Here is a 21,107-nt window from a genome sequence, read left to right as displayed (position 1 = left end):
AATTCCGTGGAATTCCGACACCTGGAACAGCAAGCACGCACGCATTCACTGCGCAGACCCCCGGAAACGGGTCGCAGGCTCGCCGGCGGTCAATCGCCGACCGCGCTGTTCATCACGTGTGCCGACTCACGCATCGTGACCACCGCCATCACGGGCGCCGAGCCAGGCAGCCTCTTCGAGCTGCGCACCGCGGGCAACGTCATCCCCGCCTACGACCAGGGCTCCGCCTCCGGCGAGATCGCGACCATCGAGTTCGCGGTCGTCCAGCTGGGCGTGGCGGAGGTCGTGGTCTGCGGCCACTCGCACTGCGGGGCCGTCCGGGCCCTGAACTCGGACCGCGCCGCGCTCGACCACCTGCCCAACATGAGGCGCTGGCTGAGCTCCCACGCCCGCTTCCGCCCGTACGCCGAGCCCGACGCGGCCCTGCGCGCCGAGGGGCAGGGGCACGTCCTGGCCCAGCTGGCCGCGCTGCGCGACTACCCGTTCGTGCGCGAACGCGTCGAGTCCGGGGCCCTGCGCCTGCACGGCTGGTTCTACGACATCGAGACCGGCGAGGTCCTCACCCACCGCGCCGACCTCTTCCAGCCGCTGTGAGCGGCCCGAACGACTTCGGAGTCTTCGCGTGAGCACCCACATCGCACGATCCGCCCCACCGGGGTGGAGAACGACCTTCTGGCCCGACGTCGGCGCCTCGCTGGTGGTGTTCCTGGTGGCGCTCCCGCTGTGCGTGGGCATCGCCGTCGCCTCCGGCGTCCCCGCCGAGCTGGGCATCATCACCGGCGTGGTGGGCGGCCTCGTGGTCGGCCTGCTGCCCGGCAGCACCATGCAGGTCAGCGGCCCGGCGGCGGGTCTGACCGTGCTGGTCGCCGACACCGTCGCGGCGCACGGCCCGCGCGCGCTGGGCCTCATCGTCCTGGGCGCCGGCCTGCTCCAGGTCGCCCTGGGCCTGCTGCGCCTGGGCCGCTGGTTCCGCGCCATCTCGCCCGCCGTGGTGCAGGGGATGCTCGCCGGCATCGGCCTGGTGCTGGTGCTCGGCCAGCTCTACCCGTTCGCCGGGCAGGACCAGCCCGCGACCACCGGCGAGAAGATCTCCGGCCTGCCCGACCTGCTGGTGGCCGCGCTGACCACCCCGGCCGGCCTGGGCGGCGTGGCCGTCGGCGTGCTCACGCTCGTCGTCGCCTCGCTGTGGAAGCGGACCCGGTTCAGGGCGGTGCCCGGGATGCTGGTGGCCGCCGTGGTCGCCAGCGCGGTCGGGCTGCTGTTCCCGCTGCCGCGCATCTCGGTCGGCTCCCTGGGCGACGTGGTCGCGCTGGTGGACTTCTCGCTGTTCGACGCCGGTGTGCTGGGCGCGATGCTGACGTTCGCCCTCGTGGCGTCGGCGGAGAGCCTGTTCAGCGCGGCGGCGGTGGACCGGATGCACGACGGGCCGCGGACCAGGTACGACACCGAGCTGGTGGCGCAGGGCGTCGGCAACACCCTGTGCGGCGCGCTCGGCGCGCTGCCGATGACGGCGGTGATCGTGCGCAGCTCGGCCAACGTGGAGGCGGGCGCCCGCACCCGCCTGTCCCGCGTCCTGCACGGCGCGTGGCTGCTCCTGTTCGTCGTACTGCTGCCGGGGGTGCTGGCCTACGTGCCGCTGGCCGTGCTGGCGGCGCTGCTGGTGCAGGCGGGCTGGAAGCTCCTCGCGCCCGACCGGGTGCTGGCGCTGGCCCGCACCGACCGCGCGGAGGCCGCCGTGCTGGTGCTCACCGCGGGCCTGATCGTGCTCACGGACCTGCTGACCGGCACGCTCGTCGGCCTGCTGGCGGCGGTGGTGAAGACGGCGTGGGACATGTCCCGCCTGTCGGTCACCGTCACCCAGCACGGCGAGGACCACCACCACGTCGCGGTGCGCGGCAACGCCACGTTCCTCAAGCTGCCCAGGCTGCTGGAGACCCTGGAGGCCCTGCCGGACGGGGAGGGGCGGCACGTGCGCGTGGACCTCAGCGGTGTCCGCCACCTCGACCAGGCGTGCGGTCAGGCGATCGACCAGTGGGCCGCCCGGCGCGACGGCGTGGAGCTGATCCAACCGGTGGCCGCGGACTGAGCGGCCGCCTTCCCGGCCTGACCGCCTTCCCGTCCTTGACCGTCTTCCCGCTTTGACCACCCTCCCGTCCTGATCACCTTCCGCTCGACCACCCTCCCGGCGCGGGCCCGCCCCTCGCGCCGGGGAGTGGCGCGGCGCGTGCCGCCGCCTCACCCGGCCCGCGACAGCGCCGACAGCAGCGCGCCCGTCACCCCGGTCAGCCGGTCCTTCGCCTCCCGCTCGGCCACCCCGGACTGGCGCGACAGCGCCACCACCACGTACCGGCCCCCCGCCACCCCCGCGGTGTGCAGGTACAGGTCCGCCGGCAGGTACCACATCCAGCCCTGCTTGGCGTAGGCGTCGGTGCCTGGCGCCATCAGGCCGTACGCCTGGTCGAAGCCGTCCGCGGCGATCTCCCCCGCCCCGGACAGCGCGTCCACGACGAAGTCCCGGTCGTCCGCGGGCAGTTCGGTCAGCACGAACCGGTAGAGCCGCGCGACGTCGGCGGCCGACATCTCCACGTCGCCCCACTGGGTGGCGTCCGCGGGCGCGCCCGTGGCGGTCAGGCCGACCCGCTCGACCACCCGCCGGATCGCGCCGACGCCGTCGTGCAGGGTCCACAGGGCGTTCATGGCCTCGTCGTCGCTGAGGCCGAGCGCGCGCTCCAGCCGCCGCACGTCCTCCTGCGGCACCTCGCCCGACAGCAGCAGGTCGACGGCCACCAGCAGCTTGCTCAGCGACGCCGAGCGGAACGGCACGTCGGCGTCGTGGCCCGCCCCGGCCCCGGTGTCGAGGTCCACCGCGGTCAGCCCGAGGTCGATCCCGCCCGCGGCCTCGACCGCCCGCGCCACCGCCCCCGGGAGGTCCGGGAGGTCCGGGGCGGTGGCCCGCGGCGCGGCCGGGTGCGGGGTCTCGACAGCCGAGGGGGTCGACGGCGGCGAGGTGGCCGGCGTCCCCGTGCCGCAGCCCACCACCACGCCCACCAGCGCCGACACGACCACCCACCGACGTCTTCCCACACGTCAAAGGTCCGTTTCACAACCGCCTGATGTCGAGAGGTTCCTCCTGTGGGGTTCCTGAAGACTCGTCACGCACCACCACGTAGGCCCCGCCCGAGGCCCGCTCGGACACCGCCTCCGCCAACTCCGTCCCGAGGTAGACGAGCCCCGCGCCGTCGTCGGTGCAGTGCGTCTCCGGCAGCACGCCCGACGCGACCGCCGCGTGGATCGTCGGCCGCCGCAGGGCCTCGCTGTCGTAGTGCACGCCGTTGCCGTAGGGCAGGAACGCCAGGCCGTTGGTCACCACGCGCAGCTCCGGGCCGAACGAGTCCGTGGCGCCGCCGACGAACCAGCAGATCGACCCCGCCGACACCCCGCCCAGCACGACCCCGTCGCGCCACGCCGCCCGCAGCGCGCCACCCAGGTCGTGCACCTCCCACACGGCCAGCAGGTTCGCCACCGAGCCGCCGCCCACCCACACCACGTCGTGCTCGCCGACCCAGCCCGCGAGGTCGTCGGTCGGCGGCATGGTGAACAGGTTGAGCTGCGACACCTCCCACCCGGCCAGCCGGCCGGCCTCGTCGACGTCCGCGTGCCACCACCGCTGGTCGCCCGACGCGGTGCCGACGTAGCAGAGCCGGGGCTTGCGGCCGTGCGCGCCGGACAGGTCGACGGCGTGGTGGACGAGCCGGTGGAACTCCAGGTGCGTGCGGCGACCCGCGCGGAAACCGCCGGACGTGGCCACGATCGTGGGCTGGTCTGCTGCCATGGGCGCGATCCTGGCAGCGGGGGCCGGGGAGCGCGTGTGGAATCATCGACCACGTGACGTTCCTGCCGTGGCTCCGCCGGCTGGCGACCCGCATCGTCCTCGGCACCCTGGTCGTCGGGTTCCTCGTCGTCGGCGGCACCGCCTTCCGCGTGTGGCAGGTGGCCCGCGACGACGACCGCACCCACGCCGACATGGCCGTGGTGCTCGGCGCCGCCCAGTACAACGGGGTGCCCTCCGACGTCCTGGAGGCGCGCCTGGAGCACGCCCGGCGCCTGTACGCCCAGGGCGTGGTCGGCTACATCGCCACCACGGGCGGGCGGCAGCCGGGCGACAACTACACCGAGGGCGAGGCGGGCCGGCTCTGGCTGGAGGCCCACGACGTCCCGACCGACCGCATCCTGGAGGTCGGGGAGGGCACGGACACGCTGGGCAGCATCCGCGCCGTGGCCGCCGCCGCGCGGGAGAAGTCGCTGCGCACCGCCGTGATCGTGAGCGACCCGTGGCACTCGCTGCGCGCCCGCACCATGGCCGAGGACGAGGGGCTGGACGCCTGGACCTCGCCCACCCGCAGCGGCCCGAACGTGCAGACCCGCGCCACCCAGCTCTACTACATCCGCCGCGAGACCGGCGGCCTGCTGTACTACCACCTGATGAAGGCGCCGGCGGGCGCGTTCGACGGCATCTCGCTCTGACCGCTCCGACCGCTCCGCCCACCCGGCCCGGCGCACCCGGGCACCTGCTCGCCCGCCGGGCGCTCACCTAGGCTGGACGGATGCGCCAGGGCTACACCGGACACGACGCGGCGAGGCTGGTCGAGGAGGAGCCCAAGCAGGCCGTGCTGCCGGGCGCCCGCCCGGAGCGCCGCTCGCCGTTCTCCCGGGACCGGGCGCGGGTGCTGCACTCGGCGGCCCTGCGGCGGCTGGCGGGCAAGACGCAGGTCGTCGGCCCCGGCGAGGGCGCCGAGGTGACCGGCGTGCCGCGCACCCGGCTCACCCACTCGCTGGAGGTGGCCCAGATCGGGCGCGGCATCGGCGAGGAGCTGGGCTGCGACCCCGACGTGGTGGACACCGCGGGCCTCGCGCACGACATCGGCCACCCGCCCTTCGGGCACAACGGGGAACGCGCGCTCAACGAGCTGGCCGGCCCGTGCGGCGGTTTCGAGGGCAACGCCCAGACCCTGCGCATCCTGACCCGGCTGGAGCCCAAGACCGAGCACGGCCTCAACCTGACCCGCGCGTGCCTGGACGCCGCCACCAAGTACCCGTGGCCGCGGCGCCCCGGCGTGGCGAAGTTCGGCGCCTACGCGGACGACCTGCCGGTGTTCGGCTGGCTCCGCGAGGGCGCGCCCGACCACCGGCGGTGCCTGGAGGCCCAGGTCATGGACTGGGCCGACGACGTGGCCTACTCCGTGCACGACGTGGAGGACGGCGTGCTGGCCCACCGCATCCGGCTGGCCGCGCTGGGCGACCCGACCGAGCGGGCCGCGATCGCCGGGCTGGCCGCCAAGCACTTCTGCGCCGAGCCGGTCTCCACCCTGGAGGCCGCCGCGACCGAGCTGATCCGGCTGCCGGTCATCGCCGAGCTGGCCGAGTACGACGGCTCGCTGCGCGCCCAGGTCGCCCTCAAGCGCCTGACCAGCGAGCTGGTCGGCCGGTTCGCCTCGGCCGCGGTCGGCGGCACCCGCCGCGAGCACGGCGACGGCCCGCTGTCCCGCTACCGGGCCGACCTGGTGGTGCCGCCGCGCGCGCAGGCCGAGGTGGCGCTGCTCAAGGCGGTCGCGGTGCGGTACGTGATGAGCGACCCGGCCCGGCTGGCGATGCAGGCCCGCCAGCGCGAGCTGGTCGCCGAGCTGGTGGACCTGCTGCTGCGCCGCGCGCCGGACTCGCTCGACCCCGCGTTCCACCCCGCGTGGGCCGCCGCGGCCGACGACGCGCGACGGCTGCGGGTGGTGATCGACCAGGTCGCCACCCTGACCGACGCCCAGGCGGTGGCGTGGCGCCGGGCGCTGGCGAACCCCGGACCGCGCTGATCGGTGGCACACTCGGACCCATGAGCGGACGACGGTCGCGCACAGCGGTGCGCGTCGCCCGGAGCGGGGCCCGCGGCGGGTCGGACGGGCCGGACGACGGCCTCGACGACGGCTCCGCCGGGGTGCGCGAACCACGCCGGCCCCGGCCGCTCGGACCGAACGGCGGCGCGGGGGAGCGACCGCTCCCGCAGGACCCGACCCCGATCGAGGAGACCCAGTGCCGGATCGAGCGCACCTGACGTTCGCCCTCACCCTGCACGACGCCGTAGCGCCCGATCGCACGCAGAACGCCTGCTGGTCCCCGTACTCGGTGGCCAGTGCCCTCGGCCTGACCGCGCGGGCCGCCCGCGGCGACACCCGGGCCGAGCTGCTGGACCTGCTCGGCGAGGACCACGCCGAGCTGGTGAGGACCTCGCTGGTCGACGGCGAGGCCGAGTTCGCCGTGGCCAACACCCTGTGGGCCGCCGACGAGCTGCCGCTGGAGGACGGTTTCCTGGCCGGGCTGGCGGACTGGCCCGGCGCCAAGGCCCGCTCCGCGCCGTTCAGCCGCGACCCGGAGGGCGCGCGCGAGCTGATCAACGCCGACGTGGCCGACACGACCCACCGGCTGATCCCCGAGCTGCTCGCCCCCGGCACGATCAAGCCCGACACCGCGGCCACCCTGGTCAACGCGCTGTACCTGAGGTGCGCCTGGACCGAGGAGTTCCCCGGGCACGACACCTCCGACCAGCCGTTCCGGGGCGCGGGCGAGGTGCCGACCATGCGCCGCACGGGCGGGATGCGCTACGCCCGGCGCGCCGGGTGGGAGGCCGTGGGCGTGCCCGCGCGCGGCGGCGTGGAGGCGGTCGTGCTGCTGCCCGACGACGAGCTGGGCGCCACGGACGGCGTGCCCGAGGTGCTGGAGGCCCTGGACCACGACCGCGTCGAGCTGCACCTGCCCAGGCTCGACCTGGACGTGAACACCTCCCTGGCCGACGCGCTGCGCGCGGTGGGCGTGCGCACGATGTTCACCCGAGAGGCCGACCTGAGCGGCCTGAGCCCCGACCCGCGGCTGCGGGTGGACGACGTGGTCCACGAGGCCGTGCTGCGGCTGGACGAGCAGGGCTTCGAGGGCGCCGCGGCGACCGCCGTGGTCATGCGGATGACCTCGTTCATCCCGGACGAGCCCGCCCGCGTGGTCCGCGTCGACCGCCCGTACCTGCTGCTGGTCCGGCACGCGGTGACCGGCGCGGTCTACTTCCTCGCCCAGGTGGCCAGGCCGTAGCCGGCACGTTCCCCCGCGCCGGGGTGGTCGAGCCGACCTAGCCGAGGTCGAAGGGCACGTGGCGCAGCTTGTCGGGGTTGGCGATGTCGTAGACCCCGACGACCAGCCCGTCGCGCACCGCGAACGCGGCCACGTGCGGGTCCAGGTCCGCGTCCGCGTCCGGCGGCGCGGTGATCAGCAGCCCGGGGTCGCCGTTCACCAGCACCGGCCGGCCCCACGACAGGTGCCCGCCGTACTTGCGCAGCAGGCCGAGCAGGAGGCGCGCCACCTTCTCGCGGCCGCCGACGACGTTGAGCACGGTCCGCGCCTTGCCGCCGCCGTCGCCCACGACCACCGCGTCCGGGTGCAGCAGGCCGATGACCGCGTTCACGTCGCCGGCGGCCAGCGCCGCGAGGAACCGCTCCAGCACCTCGCGCTGCTCCTCCAGGGCCACCCGGGGCGGCGGCTCGGCCGCGGCCGCCGCCCGCCTGCCGCGCGAGGCGTGCTGGCGGGCCGTGTCGACCGTGACGCCGAGCACCTCGCCGATCTCCGCGAACGGCACGCCGAACGCGTCGTGCAGCACCAGCGCCACCCGCTGCTCGGGCGTGAGACGGTCCAGCACCACCAGCGCCGCCATCCGCACGCCGTCGTCGCGCACCACCGCGTCCAGCGGGTCGTCCGCGCCGGAGGTGACCAGCGGCTCGGGCAGCCACTGCCCCACGTACCGCTCGCGCCGCACGGCCGCCGACCGCAGCCGGTCCAGGCAGATCCGGCCCACCACCGTGGTCAGCCAGGCCCGCAGGTCCCGGATACCGGCGCGGGCCCCCTCGTCGAGCCCGGTCAGCCGCAGCCACGCCTCCTGCACCGCGTCCTCGGCGTCCGCGACGCTGCCGGTGAGCCGGTAGGCGACCCCGACCAGGTGCGAGCGGTGACCGGTGAACGTGGCGGCCAGGGTCTGCTCGGCGGCGGTCATGGCCTCCAGTCAACCAGCACTAGACTCGGCTGCTGTGGCAGGACGCATCCGGGAGAGCGACATCGCGCTGGTCCGTGACCGGAGCCGGATCGACGACGTCGTGGGCGACCACGTGTCGCTGCGCGGGGCCGGCGGCGGCGCGCTGAAGGGCCTGTGCCCGTTCCACGACGAGAAGTCGCCGTCGTTCAACGTCCGACCCTCGCACGGCACCTTCCACTGCTTCGGCTGCGGCGAGGGCGGCGACGTCATCGCGTTCGTGATGAAGATCGAGCACCTCGGGTTCGTCGAGGCGGTCGAGCGGCTGGCCGACCGGGCGGGCATCCAGCTCACCTACGAGGGCGGCGGCGCGACGGTCCAGCGCGACCGCGGCACCCGCAGCAGGCTCATCGAGGCCCACCGGGCCGCCGCCGAGTTCTACGCCGAGCAGCTCGCCACCCCGGACGCCATGCCCGCGCGCGAGTTCCTGGCGCAGCGCGGCTTCGACGAGAACGCCGCCCGCCAGTTCGGCTGCGGCTTCGCGCCCGCCGGCTGGGACCGCCTCACCAAGCACCTGCTCGGCCGCGGGTTCGAGCTGACCGAGCTGATCAAGGCCCAGCTGAGCAAGGAGGGCCGCCAGGGGCCGATCGACCGGTTCCACCGGCGGCTGCTGTGGCCGATCCGGGACCTCGGCGGCGACGTGGTCGGGTTCGGCGCGCGCCGGATCTTCGAGGACGACCAGATCCAGGCCAAGTACCTGAACACCAGCGAGAGCATGATCTACAAGAAGTCGCACGTGCTGTTCGGGCTGGACCAGGCCAAGCGGGAGATCGCCAAGCGGCGGCAGGCCGTGGTGGTCGAGGGCTACACCGACGTGATGGCCATGCACCTGGCGGGCGTGCCCACCGCGGTCGCGTCCTGCGGCACGGCGTTCGGCGCCGACCACATGAACGTGCTGCGGCGGCTGCTCATCGACGACTCGCTCAACGGCGAGGTGATCTTCACCTTCGACGGCGACTCGGCGGGGCAGAAGGCGGCGCTCAAGGCGTTCGAGGGCGAGCAGCAGTTCACCGCGCAGACCTACATCGCCGTCGCGCCGGACGGCATGGACCCGTGCGAGCTGCGGCAGGCCAAGGGCGACGTGGCGGTGCGCGACCTGGTGGCCCGGCGCACGCCGCTGTTCGAGTTCGCCATCCGCACCCGGCTCAAGGACTACGACCTGGACTCGGTGGACGGCCGGGCCGAGGCGCTCAGGACCATGGTCCCGTTCGTGGCCCAGATCAAGGACCGGGCCAAGCGCGACGGCTACGCCACGCGCCTGGCGTGGTGGGTGGGCTGGGACGACGAGGCCGCCGTGGTCCGGCGGGTCCGGGAGACCGCCGGCGGCAAGGCCCCCGCGCCCGCGCGCCGCCGCCCGGTCGACCCGGACCAGGGCGCGCTGGCGGTCGACGTGGACGGCCCGGTCCGGCCCAACCCGCGCGACCCGGCGCTGCTGATGGAGCGGGAGGCGGTGAAGGCGGCCCTCCAGCTGCCGGAGATGGCCGGCCCGTACTACGACTCGGTGCCCGACGAGGCGTTCACCAACCCGGCGTACCTGGAGGTCCACCAGGGCATCCGCAAGGCGGGCGGCGCGGCCGCGGGGCTGGCCGGTCCGCAGTACTACGAGGCGGTGGCGCAGGGCTGCCCGCACCAGGCGGTGCGGTCGCTGCTGACGGAGCTGTCCGTCGAGCCGCTGCGGGTGAAGACCAACGACGAGTACCGGTACGTGCAGGGCGTGCTCGCGGGCTTGCAGAAGTCGCTGGTGGCCAAGCAGATCGCGGACATCAAGTCGCGGCTGCGGCGGGTCTCGCCGCTGGAGGAGCCCGACGAGTACCGGCACCTGTTCGGCGACCTCGTCGCGCTGGAGGAGTACCACAAGGCGTTGGGCGAACAGGCGGTGGGCGGACTGTGAGGGCACTGCTGCGGAGGTTGTTCGGCTCGGGCGCGCCCGAGGGGTTCACCGGCGAGCTGGTGGCGGACGAGCACGTGCTGGCGTCCGCGGCGCTGGGGTCGTCGTGGCTGGTCGCGACCTCGCACGGGCTGTGGCTGCCGGGAGCGCAGGGTGCCGGACCGCGGCGGGTCGGGTGGCACCTGGTCAGCAAGGCGACCTGGAGCGGGAACGTGCTGTCGGTGGTGGAGTCGGTCGAGGACGGCGCGGCGGGGGAGGCGGTCGTGCTGCGCGACCTCGTGCCGCAGCGGTTCCCGCTGGAGTCGCCGGGCAAGGTGCCGCAGGTCGTGCACGAGCGGGTGACGGGGTCGATCAGGTCGAGGCACCGGCACGAGTCGCCGGGGGCCTGGTTCCTCCAGCGCAAGGTCGCCGGGCGCGACGGCGTGGTGCTCCAGGTGCGGCCGGACCCGGACTCGGACGTGGAGCAGCTGCGGGGGATCGCGGCGTCGGTGGCGGCCAAGATCGCCGCGCTGCGCGAAGAGCCCTAGCGGCGTAGGCTAGCAGTACGTCCGTACTGCTCGGGGGTGCGCATGTGGGACCCGGCCCGGTACCTGGCGTTCGCCGACCACCGGTCGCGACCGTTCCGCGAGCTGGTGGCGCGCGTGGGCGCGACCTCGCCGCGCCGGGTGGTCGACCTGGGCTGCGGGCCCGGCAACCTGACCCTGGAGCTGGCCGAGCGCTGGCCGTCGGCGGTGGTGGAGGCGCTGGACTCGTCGCCGGAGATGGTCGCGGAGGCGCGGGCGCGCGGCGTGGACGCGCGGGTGGCCGACGTCGCCTCGTGGGAGCCGGGGCCCGACGTCGACGTGGTGGTGACCAACGCGGTGCTCCAGTGGGTGCCGGGGCACGAGGAGCTGCTGCGCGGGTGGGTGCGCGCGCTGCCGTCGGGCGCGTGGCTGGCGGTGCAGGTGCCGGGGAACTTCGCCGGACCGTCGCACCGGCTCGTCCGGGAACTGGTGGAGCGGCGCCGGCCCGCGCTGAGGGGGCTGCTGCGGGAGTCGCCGGTGCTGGACCCCGCCGGGTACGCGGAGGTGCTGTCCGGGGCGGCGGTGGACGCGTGGGAGACGACGTACCTCCAGCGGTTGGAGGGGGAGGACGCCGTGCTGGAGTGGATCACCGGGACGGCGCTGCGCCCCGTCCGGGCCGCGCTGGACGACGCGGGGTGGGCGGAGTTCCGGGCGCTGCTGGCACCCCGCCTGCGGGAGGTCTACCCGCCTCGGGCGGACGGCACGACGTGGTTCCCGTTCCGCCGGGTGTTCGCGGTGGCGCGGGTGCTCTGAGCGGTGCTGCCCGGCGGTCCGCGGTGGGCGCTGCCGACCGCCGCGGCCGTTTTGGGCGCCGTGACCGTCCCCGCCCGCCGCGACGATTCCCGCCCGCCGGCTGCCGTTCCCGGCTGCCGCAACCGTCGCCGAACGCCGCGGCCGCCCCCTCGCCGTCGACTCGCTGTCGATCCGAGGGGGCGGCCGCGGCGTTCTTCCGACTTCCGGTCGGTGCCTCAGTTGGTGCGCGGGATGACCGGGTCGCGGTGGTAACCGTTGGCGTTCGGGTTCGTCGTCGGTGTCGTCCGCGCCGTCCGCGTCACCCGGCGACCGAAACCGGTCTTCTCGCCCACCTTGGCCCGCACCACCCCGGCCGCGCCCTGCACCGCCGGGTGCTCGGCCAGGGAGCGGTAGACCCGCGCGATCTGGTCGTACCGGTGACGGCCGGCGCGCGCGCCGAGCACGTAGCCGACCGCCGCGCCCAACAGAATGCCCTTCATCAGGTCTTCTCCTCCCATCGTGCCTGGTCACGCCCCTCTTGATCCCGTTGGGAGGGGGGTGTGCGCCGGCACTGTTCCGGATGCGCTAGAGTTGTGTCCCGTCAGGCCGCAGAGGCCAGGCGCACAACAGAACAATCCCCCATAGCTCAACGGCAGAGCATTCGACTGTTAATCGAAGGGTTACTGGTTCGAATCCAGTTGGGGGAGCGCGATGGCAGCCCCAGGTCCGGCGGACCTGGGGCTTTGTCGTCTCATGGGGCCGGGGTACCCCCAACCGGCCCGTTCGTCACCCCTTCGGGGCAGGTTTCTTCCGGCAAGCTGATCCCATGCCCTCCGCCTCGCCCCCGGACAGGACGTACCGCCCGGACCGCTGGGACCGCTTCGCCCTCCGCCGCCGCATCACGTCGCTGGACCCCGAGCGCGACCACGTGGAGATCCTGCGCATCTCGTCGGGCCAGGAGTTCCCCTGGGACTACGTGCGGGCGCTGGAGTTCGCCCTGTTCCGGACGTACTGCGTGCCGTCGATCTCGGCGCTGCTCGCCCGCACCGGAGAGTTCGAGCGGCGGCCCCAGCAGCGCTACGACGACACCGCGCTGCTCATGGCGGAGCTGGTCGAGCACGGGTACGACTCGCCGCGGGGCCGGGAGGCGCTGCGCGTGGTCAACCGCCTGCACGGGCGCCACCCGATCTCCGACGACGACATGAGGTACGTGCTGTCCACGTTCGTGTTCGACCCGATCGAGTGGATCACCCGCTACGGCTGGCGGCCGCTGACCGACCACGAGCGCCTGGCCGCGTTCCACTTCTACCGGGCCGTGGGGGCGCGGATGGGGATCAGGGAGGTGCCGGGGACCTACGAGGCGTTCCGGGAGTTCAAGCGGGACTACGAGGCCGAGCACTTCGCCTACAGCGACAGCAACCGCCGCATCGGCCGGTACACGCTCGACCTGTTCTGCTCCTGGTACCACCCGATCCCGAGGTCCCTGACGACCCGCGCGGTCCTGGCCATGCTGGACGACCGGATGCTGTCGGCCTTCGGCTTCCCGCGCCAACCGCCCTGGCTGGCCGCCTCCGCGCGTCAGGCCCTGCGCCTGCGGGCACACGCCGTCCGCCTCCTCCCGCCACGCCGGGAACCCAGCCTGACCAGCCGCCCGAACCGCACGTACCCGAACTACCCGACCGGCTACCGACCGTCCGACATCGGGGCCCCGTAGGTCGCAGTGCACAGCTTGGTCACGCCGTGCCGGGTTGCCGAGACGCGCCGGAAGCTGATCTGTACCCTCCAGAACCGCACGTCAGGGGGCGGTAGCTCAGCCGGTCAGAGCAGCGGACTCATAATCCGTCAGGTCGTGGGTTCGAACCCCACCCGCCCTACTCGCTCTACCAGGCGGAACAGGGCTTAGCAAGATCCACTGAGGATCGTCTGTCCATGCCTCTGCCCGTCAACGGAACGGCGGCGGAGCGCCGCAAGCGGGGCGGTGTCCGCGAGCACGACAGCCGATCAAGTTCGCGTACGGCGTCCACGTGACCGGTCGCGTCTAATGGATCTTCAGCTTCCCGCTGCCCGGTTGACGGCCGGGGAAGGCCGCCCGTGCTCTGCGTCATGAGCCAGGACGGTTTCGCGGTGGTTGAGGCAAGGAGTTGGCGGTTCGTTCGCCTGCGAGGTGGTGCTAAAGTCCCAAGGCCTTTCGTACCGTTGCGACCTTGATGACCAGTCGTCGTGAGTTTCCGATTACCGGCTTGAAATCATATTTGCGGTAGAAGGCTGCGGCCTTGTCGTCGATGGCATCCACCACGATCAGTCGTCCGGATGCGACTTCTGCTGCCTCGACCAGTCTGGTGAGGGCATCGTGGAGCAACTCCGCGCCGCGTCCCCCGCCGTGCAGGGAGCGATCCAGTGCCAGCTTCCCCAAGAGATATGCGGGTACCGGGCCGGTCAGTCCTCCTGCGAGGCTGGACGACACCTCTTCTCTCGCGACCTGGTGGGGTGTGATCGCGTAGTACGCGACAACGCGATCACCTCCGATCGACGTCCAAACATATGTTTTCGCGGTTCCGCGCTTGGCGGCGTTGACCGCTTGATTCCTCAGCCAATCGTCCAGTACGGGCACGCCGCAATCAAAATTGGCGAGTTCGTGCTGTTCGTCCAGCGCGGAAGAGGCCCAGTCCGTCACTTGCGCACATACCCCCGATGAGCTGATTTGAGCTTTGCCAAGCCGGGAGCTTCGTCTGCCGCGTCAAGGGCGGACATGAGTGCGTCGAACTGCTCCGCCGGCATGATCGTTACATCCGCACGGGCGAGTACCTTGTCTGCGGCGTCTACGGCCGCCTCCACGACGAATGAACTGGTCGACTTCTTGCTCAGTTCTGCGGCTCTCTCGATCCGTCCCTTCTGGGCCTGGTCGAGCCGAAAGTCCAAGCGAGCTTGCTTGATCGACATGTCCCCACCTCTCCGTCGGTCTTCCCCGCCGACGAGTCCAGCGTACGGCGTTTGTACGGAGAAGGCGAGGGAAGGCTCATGATCGTGGACTTCGACCGCCGCGAAGCATGATCCACAGCGGTCGTTCGCGGATGCCGAGGCGCAGGTCTACTCGCCGATCTTCTTCGCCGACAGGACGATCCTGGTGGCGCAGTCGACCACCTCGCCCGCCGCGACGCTCTGGGCCGTGGTGGTCCAGTTGCGGTCCACCACGAGCAGTCGGCCCTGGCCCGTGGCGTCTTCCTCGTGGAGGAAGAAGAGGCCGGCGGCCTGCATGGTGTCCTGCGCGGTCTGGTGGACCAGGCCGACCACGTTCGGGACGGTGCACGTCTTCGGGGTGGCCGGTGCGGCTTCCGCTGTGGTGACCGGCGGGGGCGTGGTGGTCAGGGGTGCGGCGGTTAAAGCCGGGGTCGGTTCGGGGACGAGTGCGGTCGGGGCGCCGGGTTCGGGCGAGCAGGAGACGAGCAGGGCCGCGCCGGCTAACAGGGCGGTTGAGCGGATCTTCACGTGGGTCCTCCCGGTGGCTGCCTTCACCTCGACGCCTCTCGTACTACCCCACACCGCCGCCCGCCGCCGGCACCTGCGTCCGGTCGGGGCCGTGTTCGGGCGGTAGGAACGTGGGTAGCATCAGGGGTGTGAAAATCAGTGTGAGCCTCCCCGAGGAGGACGTAGAGTTCGTTGATCGCTACCTGCGGCAACACCGCAGCGCCTCGCGGTCCTCGGTGATCCACCAGGCGATCACCCTGTTGCGCGAGGCCGGGCTGGAGAACGCCTACGCCGGCGCGTGGGAGGAGTGGGAAGCGGAGGGTGAAGCCGACATGTGGGACGTGACCGCGCCGGACGGTGTCCTCGATGCGGCGAGGTGACATCTACTGGGTGGACCTGGAGCCCGTGCGGGGCGCCGAGGCCAACAAGGTCCGCCCGGCCGTGGTCGTGAGCAACGACGCGGCGAACCGGGCCGCCGGGCGGGGCGGCCGAGGGGTCGTGACGATCGTGCCGATCACCTCGAACACCGCGAAGGTGTACCCGTTCCAGGTCCTGCTGCCCGCCAGGGACTGCGGGCTGGGCACGGACTCCAAGGCGCAGGCCGAGCAGGTGCGCACGGTCGCCGCGGCCAGGCTCCGCGCCCGCATCGGCGGTCTGCCGCCCACCGTGCTCAAGCAGCTGGACGAGGCGCTGCGGCTGCACCTCGCGCTCTGAGGGGAGCCACCGCGCCCCAAGCCGTGCAGGGCTGCGCCGCCGGGGCGCGTGGCCCCGGCGGCTCCCGTCATCCGACGACCCTGATCGCCCCCGCCGGGCACAGGTGCTCGGCCTCCCGCGCCGCCTTCGCGTGCGCGCCGGTCGGCGACGGCTCCAGCAGCAGCACCGTCCCGTCGGTCTCGTCCTGGTCGAACACGACCGGGTCGGTCAGCGCGCACATGCCCGACCCCACGCACCGCTCCTGATCGACCTCGACCCTCACGAGAACGCCACCGGCAGCTCGTGCACACCGTAGATCGCCATGTCCGTCCGCATCCTCACCTCCGCCGCGGGCACCGCCAGCCGCAGGTCCGGGAACTCCCGGAACAGGGCCGCGTACCCCACCCTCATCTCGATCCGCGCCAACTGCTGCCCGAGGCACTGGTGCACCCCGTGCCCGAACCCGAGGTGCCCCGAGGCGGACCGCGTCACGTCGAACTCGTCGGGCCGCTCGAAGCGCTCGGGGTCGCGGTTCGCGGCGGTCACCGAGATCGACACCGTCTCACCCGCGCGGACCACCACGCCGCCGATCCCCACGTCCTCCAGCGCCGTGCGCGTGGTGCCGAAGTGGATGATCGACAGGTACCTCATCAGCTCCTCGACCGCGTTGTCCACCAACGCCGGGTCGTCGCGCAGCAGCCGGAGCTGGTCGGGCCTGGTCAGCAGCAGGAACGTGCCCAGGCCCAGCATGTTCGCGGTCGTCTCGTGCCCGGCGACGAGGAGGAGCAGGCCCATGTTGGCCACCTCCTCGTCGTCGAGTTCGCCGGTGGCGATCAGGCCGCTGAGCATGTCGTCGCCGGGCTCGGCGCGCTTGCGCGCCACCAGGTCCGCGACGAACTCCAGCACCCGGTCGAACGCCGCCCTGATCTCCTCGAACGGCCTGTTCAGGCTCAGCGCCGCGCCCGTGTCGCGCTGGAACCCCTCCCGCTCCTCGTAGGGCACCCCCAGCAGCTCGCAGATCACCATCGACGGCACCGGCAGCGCGAAGTGCTCCACCAGGTCCACCGGCGAGCCGTGCGCCCGCAGCCCCGCCAGGTGCTCGGCCACGATCTGCTCGACGCGCGGCATCAGCTGGTTCATCCGCCGCACGGTGAACTGGCCGGTCAGCAGCTTGCGGTAGCGGGTGTGGTCGGGCGCGTCCTGCCCGATGAACATGCCCGGCTGGGCGGGCGGCTGCTGCGGCACGGCCTGGCCGCCCACCTCCCGCAGGATGTGGTGCAGCTCGCTGCGGCTGCTGAACCGCAGGTCCGCGTGCACCTCCCGGGCCAGCGCGTAGTTCGTCACGAGCCACCCGAGGTGGCCGTCCGGGAACCGGAGCCTGCTGATCGGCTCCGTCTCGCGGAGGATCCCCAGCTCCGCGGGCGGGTTGAACGGGTCGGGCCTCTCGACGGGCAGGCCGGTCGTCAGGGTTTCGGTCATTCCGCACACCTCCCAGTGCGTTCACGAACCTCCTTCGCAAGCTACAGAAAATTCACGAACCCGTGAAGTAAATAAGCCGTAAGGAGATATCCGTAGTACGGGTGATAGCAGGTGTGCTACAAAGCGCGGGAGAACTCTGACGAGGGGGAGGTGAGGGTCCTTGGTCATCGAGGTGCGTGATCTGCGGATGCGCTACGGCACGACGGACGTGCTGCGCGGCGTCGCCTTCAGCGCGGCGCCCGGCGAGGTGGTGGCCCTGCTCGGGCCCAACGGGGCGGGCAAGACCACCACGATCGAAATCCTGGAGGGCTTCCGGCTGCCGTCGGCGGGGCACGTCCGGGTCCTGGGGGAGGAGCCCGGCCGGGGCGACGAGATGTGGCGCGCCAAGCTCGGCGTGGTGCTCCAGTCGTGGCGCGACCACTCGCGCTGGCGCGTCCGCGAACTGCTGGACCACGTCGGCCGCTACTACCGGCCCTACGGCACGCCGGACCGGCCGCGCCCGTTCGACACCGACGAGCTGATCGGGACCGTCGGCCTGGCCGAGCACGCGCACAAGAAGGTCGCCAAGCTGTCCGGCGGCCAGCGCCGCAGGCTGGACGTGGCGATCGGCATCGTCGGCCGGCCCGAGCTGCTGTTCCTCGACGAGCCGACCGCGGGCTTCGACCCGCACGCGCGCCGCGACTTCCACGACCTGGTGCACCGGCTGTCGGACCTGGAGGGCATGACGATCCTGCTCACCACGCACGACCTGGCCGAGGCGGAGCGGCTCGCGGACCGCATCCTCGTGCTCGCGGGCGGTCGGATCATCGCCAACGGCAGCCCCGACCAGCTCAGCCGCCACGTCGCGGGCAAGTCCGAGGTGATCTGGACCCACGACGGCCACCGGCACGTGCACACCACCGACGACGCGACCGCGTTCGTCCGCGACCTGTTCCGCCGGCACGAGAGCGGCATCTCCGAGCTGGAGGTGCGGCGCAGCACCCTGGAGGACACCTACATGGCCCTCGTGCAGCGGCACGAGGGCGGCCGGGCGGAGCAGGAGGAGGAGGTGGCCGCGCTGTGAACGCCACGCTGTACGGGGCCCGACTGGGCCTGGACCGGGGGTGGCGCGAGTTCAAGCACAGCCTGCGCAGCGCCGACCAGGGGTTCAACCTCTTCTCCGCGATCGCCTTCCTGACCGTGCTGTGGTTCCAGCGGGACTCGCAGGTGGAGGGCACGGGCATGTCGCTCGCCTCGCTGACGCTGCCGGGCATGATCGGCATGTCGGTGGCCTTCAGCGGCCTGGTGGGACCCGCGGGCTCGCTGTCGATGAACCGCGAGGACGGCACGCTGCTGCGCGCCAAGGCCGTGCCCAACGGGATGGTCGGCTACCTGGTGGGCCGGGTCGTGCAGACCTCGCTGGACACCGTGTTCAGCCTGGCGGTGGTCGTCCTGCCGGCGCTGTTCCTGGTGGACGTGATCGCCGACGCGGGGATCGGCGGCCTGCTGTCCATGGCGGGGGTGCTGGCGCTGGGCATGGCCGCCACGCTGCCGTGGGGCGCGGTCGCCGGCTCGATCGCCAAGAGCCCCGGCGGCGCCATGGGGATCACCATGCTGCCGATCATGGGCATCACGGCGATCTCGGGCATCTTCTACCCGATCACCGCCCTGCCCGGGTGGCTCCAGGGGGTCGCGCAGGTGTTCCCCGTGTACTGGGTGGGGCACGGCACGAGGTGGGCGCTGCTGCCCGACGCCGCCGCGGCCGCGGAGGTGGGCGGGACCTGGCGGCTGCCGCTGATGGCGCTGGTGCTGGCGACGTGGGCGGTGGTCGGGTTCCTGCTTGCGCCTACGATCCTGCGGCGGATGGCCCGCCGGGAGTCGGGCACGGACATGGAGCAGCGCCGCCAGGCGGCGTTGCAGAGGGGCTCCTGAGCCGGGGGGTTTGGTGTGAGCGAGAGCGTCTACAACCGGATCGCGATGCTGCGCGCGGAACGCGGGGTGTCACGCCGGCAGCTCTCCGAGGCCCTCGGCATCCACTACCAGACGGTGGGTTACCTGGAGCGCGGCGAGTACAGCCCGAGCCTGTACCTGGCGCTGCGCCTCGCCCAGTACTTCGAGGTGCCGGTGGAGGTGGTGTTCTCCACCGACCCGTTCCCCCGGCTGGGCAGCTCGGAGCGGTCCGCGTAGGCGGGGGTGGCGCCGCGCCACCCCCGCCCCGGGCTTCAACGCCTGAGCTTCAACGCCCGAGCTTGGGCACCCGGGCTTCAGCGCCCGAGGACGGCCCGCAGCGCCGAGCGCACCGCCTGCGTCAGCTCGGCCCGGCTCTCCGGCGTCCCCGGATCGGGCGCGTGCAGGGCGCCCGCGCCCACCAGCCGGTCGAACAGCAGGCCGTCGAGGAAGGCCACCAGCTCCCGGCTCTGCCGCTCGGGCTCGGGCGCGCCCCACGCGGTGAGCACCGCCCGCGCCTGGGCGCGCGACACCTCGCCGTGGGCCAGCACGTCGCGCAGCTCGGGGTGGTGGGTGGCCTCCAGCAGGCAGGCGTAGCGGGCCAGGGTGCGTTCGCGGGTGGCGCTCATCCACCGGTCCAGGACGTGCGCGGCGCCCTCGGCCAGCTCGTCGGGGTCCCGGGGCGCGGTCAGGCCCGCCGCCTCCACCTCCGCCGCATCCAGCTCCGCCAGCCGCCGCACCACGCCCTCCACCAGGGCTTTCCGCGTGCGGAAGTACGCGGACGTCGAGCCGAGCGGCACGCCGGCCTCCGCGTCCACCGCGCGGTGGGTCAGGCCGCGCATCCCCCGGGTCGCCACGAGGTGGATGGCGGCGTCGGCCAGTGCCGCCGTGCGGTCCGTCACGGTGCGTCTCCCTTCTACACCTGTAGAGTACCGCTATCTACAGGTGTAGAAGGGGTAGGCGATGAAGGCGGTCGTGGTGGGTGGCGGTCTCGGCGGGATCACCGCCGCGGTGGCGTTGCGCGCGGTCGGGTGGGAGGTGACCGTGCTGGAGCGGGCGCCCGAGTTCGGCGAGGTCGGCGCGGGGGTGGGGGTGATGCCGAACGCCCTGCGCGCCCTGGCGCGACTGGGGCTGGCCGACGAGGTGCGGCGGATCGGCACCCCGCGCGTGGCGGGCCTGATCCGCGACCCGAGGGGGCGGGCGCTGGTGCGCGTCGCCGAGGCGGGGTCCGACCGCGTGGTGGCCGTGCACCGGGCCGACCTGCACCGGGTGCTGCGCTCCGCGCTGCCGGAGAAGTGCCTGGTCACCGCGACCGAGGTGCGGTCGGTCGAGGAGGTGGACGCGGACCTGGTGGTGGCCGCCGACGGCCTGCGCAGCGGGATCCGGCGCGAGCTGTTCCCCGACCACCCGGGACCGGTCTACGCGGGCACGACGGGGTGGCGCGGCGTGACCGGGGCGGGGTTCCCGCGCGACCTGGAGATCGGGCAGACGCTGGGGCCGGGCGCGGAGTTCGGCGTGCTGCCGCTGGGCGACGGCCGGGTGTGCTGGTACGCGGCGACCACCGCGCCGGAGGGCGCCCGCGCCGCCGACGAGCTGGCGGAGGTCCGGCGGCTGGTCGGAGGGTGGCACGACCCGGTCGCGGCGCTGCTGGACGCGACCCCGCCAGGGACCGTGCTGCGGCACGACATCCACGAGCTGGCCACGCCGCTGCCGACCTACGTGCGCGGGCGGGTGGCCCTGCTGGGCGACGCCGCGCACGCGATGACGCCCTACCTGGGCCAGGGCGCGTGCACCGCGGTGGAGGACGGGGTGGTGCTGGCCGCGATGTGCGCGCGGCACGACCTGCCGACCGCGCTGGCCGAGTACGACCGGCAGCGCCGGCCGCGCACGCAGGCCGTCGCTCGGGCCTCCCGACTGTTGGGCCGGGTGGGGCACCGGGTCCGTCACCCGTTGGTGGTGAAGGCGCGGAACGCGGTCATGCGCGCCGTGCCCGCCGGGGTCGGGCTGCGGGGCATGAACCGGTTCACCGGCTGGACCCCGCCCGAGCTGTCACCCGATAGGGGGCACATCGCCGGTGACGTACATCACAAGTAACTGCCGAGCCTCGCTCGGATAACAATCAAATATCACTCGTTTTCCCAGGATGGGTCACTCTTTCGCGCGATCAAGCACGCACCGTGTATCCCTCGACGCGGGGGGTGCCCACCCCCGGTGCCGAACACCGCGGTGCACGGTGCGTGCAGGGGCA

26 protein-coding genes and 2 tRNA genes are annotated in these 21,107 nt (G+C 73.2%); 18 read left to right on the top strand and 10 right to left on the bottom strand.

Translation table 11 applies throughout. The features are described from left to right. The first annotated feature begins 6 nt into the window (after positions 1–6). Together Q5530_RS14825 and Q5530_RS14820 are read left to right on the top strand one after the other, a co-directional pair. Complete coding sequence (locus Q5530_RS14825) at positions 7–594, top strand: carbonic anhydrase (protein WP_415362767.1); 588 nt, start codon at positions 7–9, stop codon at positions 592–594. A 28-nt stretch (positions 595–622) separates the two neighbouring features. Further along, positions 623–2,086, top strand: coding sequence for a SulP family inorganic anion transporter (locus Q5530_RS14820; RefSeq protein ID WP_380636596.1), 1,464 nt, complete (start codon positions 623–625; stop codon positions 2,084–2,086). Between the two features lie 149 nt (positions 2,087–2,235). On the opposite strand, the gene Q5530_RS14815 is transcribed toward Q5530_RS14820, so the two are convergent. Continuing rightward, positions 2,236–3,084: a hypothetical protein gene (locus Q5530_RS14815; protein WP_415362765.1), complete on the bottom strand. Its 849-nt coding sequence runs from the start codon at positions 3,082–3,084 to the stop codon at positions 2,236–2,238. Between the two features lie 16 nt (positions 3,085–3,100). Then, entirely contained in the window at positions 3,101–3,832 is a 732-nt protein-coding gene (locus Q5530_RS14810) for a Type 1 glutamine amidotransferase-like domain-containing protein (RefSeq protein WP_380636585.1), read from the bottom strand. Positions 3,833–3,885: 53 nt separating this feature from the next. On the opposite strand from Q5530_RS14810, the gene Q5530_RS14805 reads away from it, so the two are divergent. The 4 genes from Q5530_RS14805 to Q5530_RS14790 all read left to right on the top strand — a co-directional run bounded on the left by Q5530_RS14805 (position 3,886) and on the right by Q5530_RS14790 (position 7,125). After that, positions 3,886–4,524: a YdcF family protein gene (locus Q5530_RS14805; RefSeq protein WP_380636580.1), complete on the top strand. Its 639-nt coding sequence runs from the start codon at positions 3,886–3,888 to the stop codon at positions 4,522–4,524. Between the two features lie 80 nt (positions 4,525–4,604). Continuing rightward, the gene (locus Q5530_RS14800) at positions 4,605–5,861 is read left to right on the top strand and encodes a deoxyguanosinetriphosphate triphosphohydrolase (RefSeq protein WP_415362763.1); all 1,257 of its coding nucleotides are present in this window, start codon (positions 4,605–4,607) and stop codon (positions 5,859–5,861) included. 20 nt (positions 5,862–5,881) lie between these two features. Continuing rightward, on the top strand, positions 5,882–6,100 hold the full coding sequence (locus tag Q5530_RS14795) for a hypothetical protein (RefSeq protein ID WP_415362761.1): 219 nt from the start codon (positions 5,882–5,884) through the stop codon (positions 6,098–6,100). Then, positions 6,079–7,125: a serpin family protein gene (locus tag Q5530_RS14790; protein ID WP_415362759.1), complete on the top strand. Its 1,047-nt coding sequence runs from the start codon at positions 6,079–6,081 to the stop codon at positions 7,123–7,125. Before Q5530_RS14795 ends, Q5530_RS14790 begins: the two co-directional genes overlap by 22 nt. A 37-nt stretch (positions 7,126–7,162) precedes the next feature. On the opposite strand, the gene Q5530_RS14785 is transcribed toward Q5530_RS14790, so the two are convergent. Further along, the gene (locus Q5530_RS14785) at positions 7,163–8,077 is read right to left on the bottom strand and encodes a sigma-70 family RNA polymerase sigma factor (protein ID WP_415362757.1); all 915 of its coding nucleotides are present in this window, start codon (positions 8,075–8,077) and stop codon (positions 7,163–7,165) included. Positions 8,078–8,111: 34 nt separating this feature from the next. Here Q5530_RS14785 and dnaG point away from each other — a divergent pair, with 34 nt between their 5' ends. From dnaG to Q5530_RS14770, 3 genes are read left to right on the top strand one after another with little or no spacing between them, the layout of a single operon-like run. Then, positions 8,112–10,004 (top strand): DNA primase, encoded by a 1,893-nt coding sequence (gene dnaG, locus Q5530_RS14780; protein ID WP_380636561.1) that lies wholly within the window; start codon positions 8,112–8,114, stop codon positions 10,002–10,004. After that, the gene (locus tag Q5530_RS14775; protein WP_415362755.1) at positions 10,001–10,528 is read left to right on the top strand and encodes a hypothetical protein; all 528 of its coding nucleotides are present in this window, start codon (positions 10,001–10,003) and stop codon (positions 10,526–10,528) included. Before dnaG ends, Q5530_RS14775 begins: the two co-directional genes overlap by 4 nt. A 42-nt stretch (positions 10,529–10,570) precedes the next feature. Continuing rightward, positions 10,571–11,317 (top strand): trans-aconitate 2-methyltransferase, encoded by a 747-nt coding sequence (locus tag Q5530_RS14770; RefSeq protein WP_415363061.1) that lies wholly within the window; start codon positions 10,571–10,573, stop codon positions 11,315–11,317. Between the two features lie 215 nt (positions 11,318–11,532). On the opposite strand, the gene Q5530_RS14765 is transcribed toward Q5530_RS14770, so the two are convergent. After that, entirely contained in the window at positions 11,533–11,796 is a 264-nt protein-coding gene (locus Q5530_RS14765; RefSeq protein WP_415362753.1) for a hypothetical protein, read from the bottom strand. A 135-nt stretch (positions 11,797–11,931) separates the two neighbouring features. Here Q5530_RS14765 and Q5530_RS14760 point away from each other — a divergent pair. The 3 genes from Q5530_RS14760 (at position 11,932) to Q5530_RS14750 (ending at position 13,170) form a co-directional block, all read left to right on the top strand. After that, positions 11,932–12,003: transfer RNA gene (locus Q5530_RS14760), tRNA-Asn, on the top strand. Positions 12,004–12,122: 119 nt separating this feature from the next. Then, positions 12,123–13,010, top strand: coding sequence for an oxygenase MpaB family protein (locus Q5530_RS14755; protein WP_415362752.1), 888 nt, complete (start codon positions 12,123–12,125; stop codon positions 13,008–13,010). A gap of 85 nt (positions 13,011–13,095) precedes the next feature. After that, a tRNA-Ile gene (locus Q5530_RS14750) sits at positions 13,096–13,170 on the top strand. Between the two features lie 296 nt (positions 13,171–13,466). Here Q5530_RS14750 and Q5530_RS14745 read toward each other — a convergent pair. From Q5530_RS14745 to Q5530_RS14735, 3 genes are all read right to left on the bottom strand, one after another. Next, positions 13,467–13,970, bottom strand: a complete 504-nt coding sequence (locus Q5530_RS14745) for a hypothetical protein (protein ID WP_415362750.1) — start codon at positions 13,968–13,970, stop codon at positions 13,467–13,469. Next, positions 13,967–14,236, bottom strand: a complete 270-nt coding sequence (locus Q5530_RS14740) for a DUF1778 domain-containing protein (RefSeq protein WP_380636519.1) — start codon at positions 14,234–14,236, stop codon at positions 13,967–13,969. The genes Q5530_RS14745 and Q5530_RS14740 overlap by 4 nt, the downstream gene beginning before the upstream one ends. Positions 14,237–14,383: 147 nt before the next feature. Further along, positions 14,384–14,782, bottom strand: coding sequence for a hypothetical protein (locus tag Q5530_RS14735; RefSeq protein WP_415362748.1), 399 nt, complete (start codon positions 14,780–14,782; stop codon positions 14,384–14,386). 128 nt (positions 14,783–14,910) lie between these two features. Between Q5530_RS14735 and Q5530_RS14730 the strand changes: the two genes are divergently transcribed. Continuing rightward, positions 14,911–15,141: a ribbon-helix-helix domain-containing protein gene (locus Q5530_RS14730; protein WP_380636516.1), complete on the top strand. Its 231-nt coding sequence runs from the start codon at positions 14,911–14,913 to the stop codon at positions 15,139–15,141. Continuing rightward, a complete protein-coding gene (locus Q5530_RS14725; protein WP_415362746.1) occupies positions 15,128–15,475 on the top strand; it encodes a type II toxin-antitoxin system PemK/MazF family toxin in 348 nt (115 codons plus the stop codon). The genes Q5530_RS14730 and Q5530_RS14725 overlap by 14 nt, the downstream gene beginning before the upstream one ends. A 67-nt stretch (positions 15,476–15,542) precedes the next feature. On the opposite strand, the gene Q5530_RS14720 is transcribed toward Q5530_RS14725, so the two are convergent. Beyond that, positions 15,543–15,737, bottom strand: a complete 195-nt coding sequence (locus tag Q5530_RS14720; RefSeq protein ID WP_380636514.1) for a ferredoxin — start codon at positions 15,735–15,737, stop codon at positions 15,543–15,545. Beyond that, positions 15,734–16,933 carry a cytochrome P450 gene (locus tag Q5530_RS14715; protein WP_415362745.1) on the bottom strand — a complete coding sequence of 400 codons (1,200 nt, stop codon included), beginning with the start codon at positions 16,931–16,933 and terminating at the stop codon, positions 15,734–15,736. The genes Q5530_RS14720 and Q5530_RS14715 overlap by 4 nt, the downstream gene beginning before the upstream one ends. A gap of 187 nt (positions 16,934–17,120) precedes the next feature. On the opposite strand from Q5530_RS14715, the gene Q5530_RS14710 reads away from it, so the two are divergent. Genes Q5530_RS14710 through Q5530_RS14700 form a run of 3 tightly spaced genes read left to right on the top strand, consistent with a single transcriptional unit; the run spans position 17,121 to position 19,099 of the window. Beyond that, positions 17,121–17,996 (top strand): ABC transporter ATP-binding protein, encoded by an 876-nt coding sequence (locus tag Q5530_RS14710; protein ID WP_415363059.1) that lies wholly within the window; start codon positions 17,121–17,123, stop codon positions 17,994–17,996. After that, positions 17,993–18,844 carry an ABC transporter permease gene (locus tag Q5530_RS14705; RefSeq protein WP_415362743.1) on the top strand — a complete coding sequence of 284 codons (852 nt, stop codon included), beginning with the start codon at positions 17,993–17,995 and terminating at the stop codon, positions 18,842–18,844. The genes Q5530_RS14710 and Q5530_RS14705 overlap by 4 nt, the downstream gene beginning before the upstream one ends. Positions 18,845–18,859: 15 nt before the next feature. Then, positions 18,860–19,099: a helix-turn-helix transcriptional regulator gene (locus tag Q5530_RS14700; protein WP_380636509.1), complete on the top strand. Its 240-nt coding sequence runs from the start codon at positions 18,860–18,862 to the stop codon at positions 19,097–19,099. Positions 19,100–19,176: 77 nt separating this feature from the next. Here Q5530_RS14700 and Q5530_RS14695 read toward each other — a convergent pair whose 3' ends face one another. Next, positions 19,177–19,761: a TetR/AcrR family transcriptional regulator gene (locus Q5530_RS14695; protein WP_415362742.1), complete on the bottom strand. Its 585-nt coding sequence runs from the start codon at positions 19,759–19,761 to the stop codon at positions 19,177–19,179. 61 nt (positions 19,762–19,822) lie between these two features. On the opposite strand from Q5530_RS14695, the gene Q5530_RS14690 reads away from it, so the two are divergent. Next, positions 19,823–20,953, top strand: coding sequence for an FAD-dependent monooxygenase (locus Q5530_RS14690; protein WP_415362740.1), 1,131 nt, complete (start codon positions 19,823–19,825; stop codon positions 20,951–20,953). Positions 20,954–21,107: the final 154 nt, after the last annotated feature.

The organism is Saccharothrix sp. BKS2 (assembly GCF_047689505.1).
Classification (GTDB): domain Bacteria; phylum Actinomycetota; class Actinomycetes; order Mycobacteriales; family Pseudonocardiaceae; genus Actinosynnema; species Actinosynnema lopnurensis.
The sequence above is the reverse complement of the archived record's forward strand: the minus strand, read 5'-3'. Positions and strand labels throughout refer to the sequence as shown.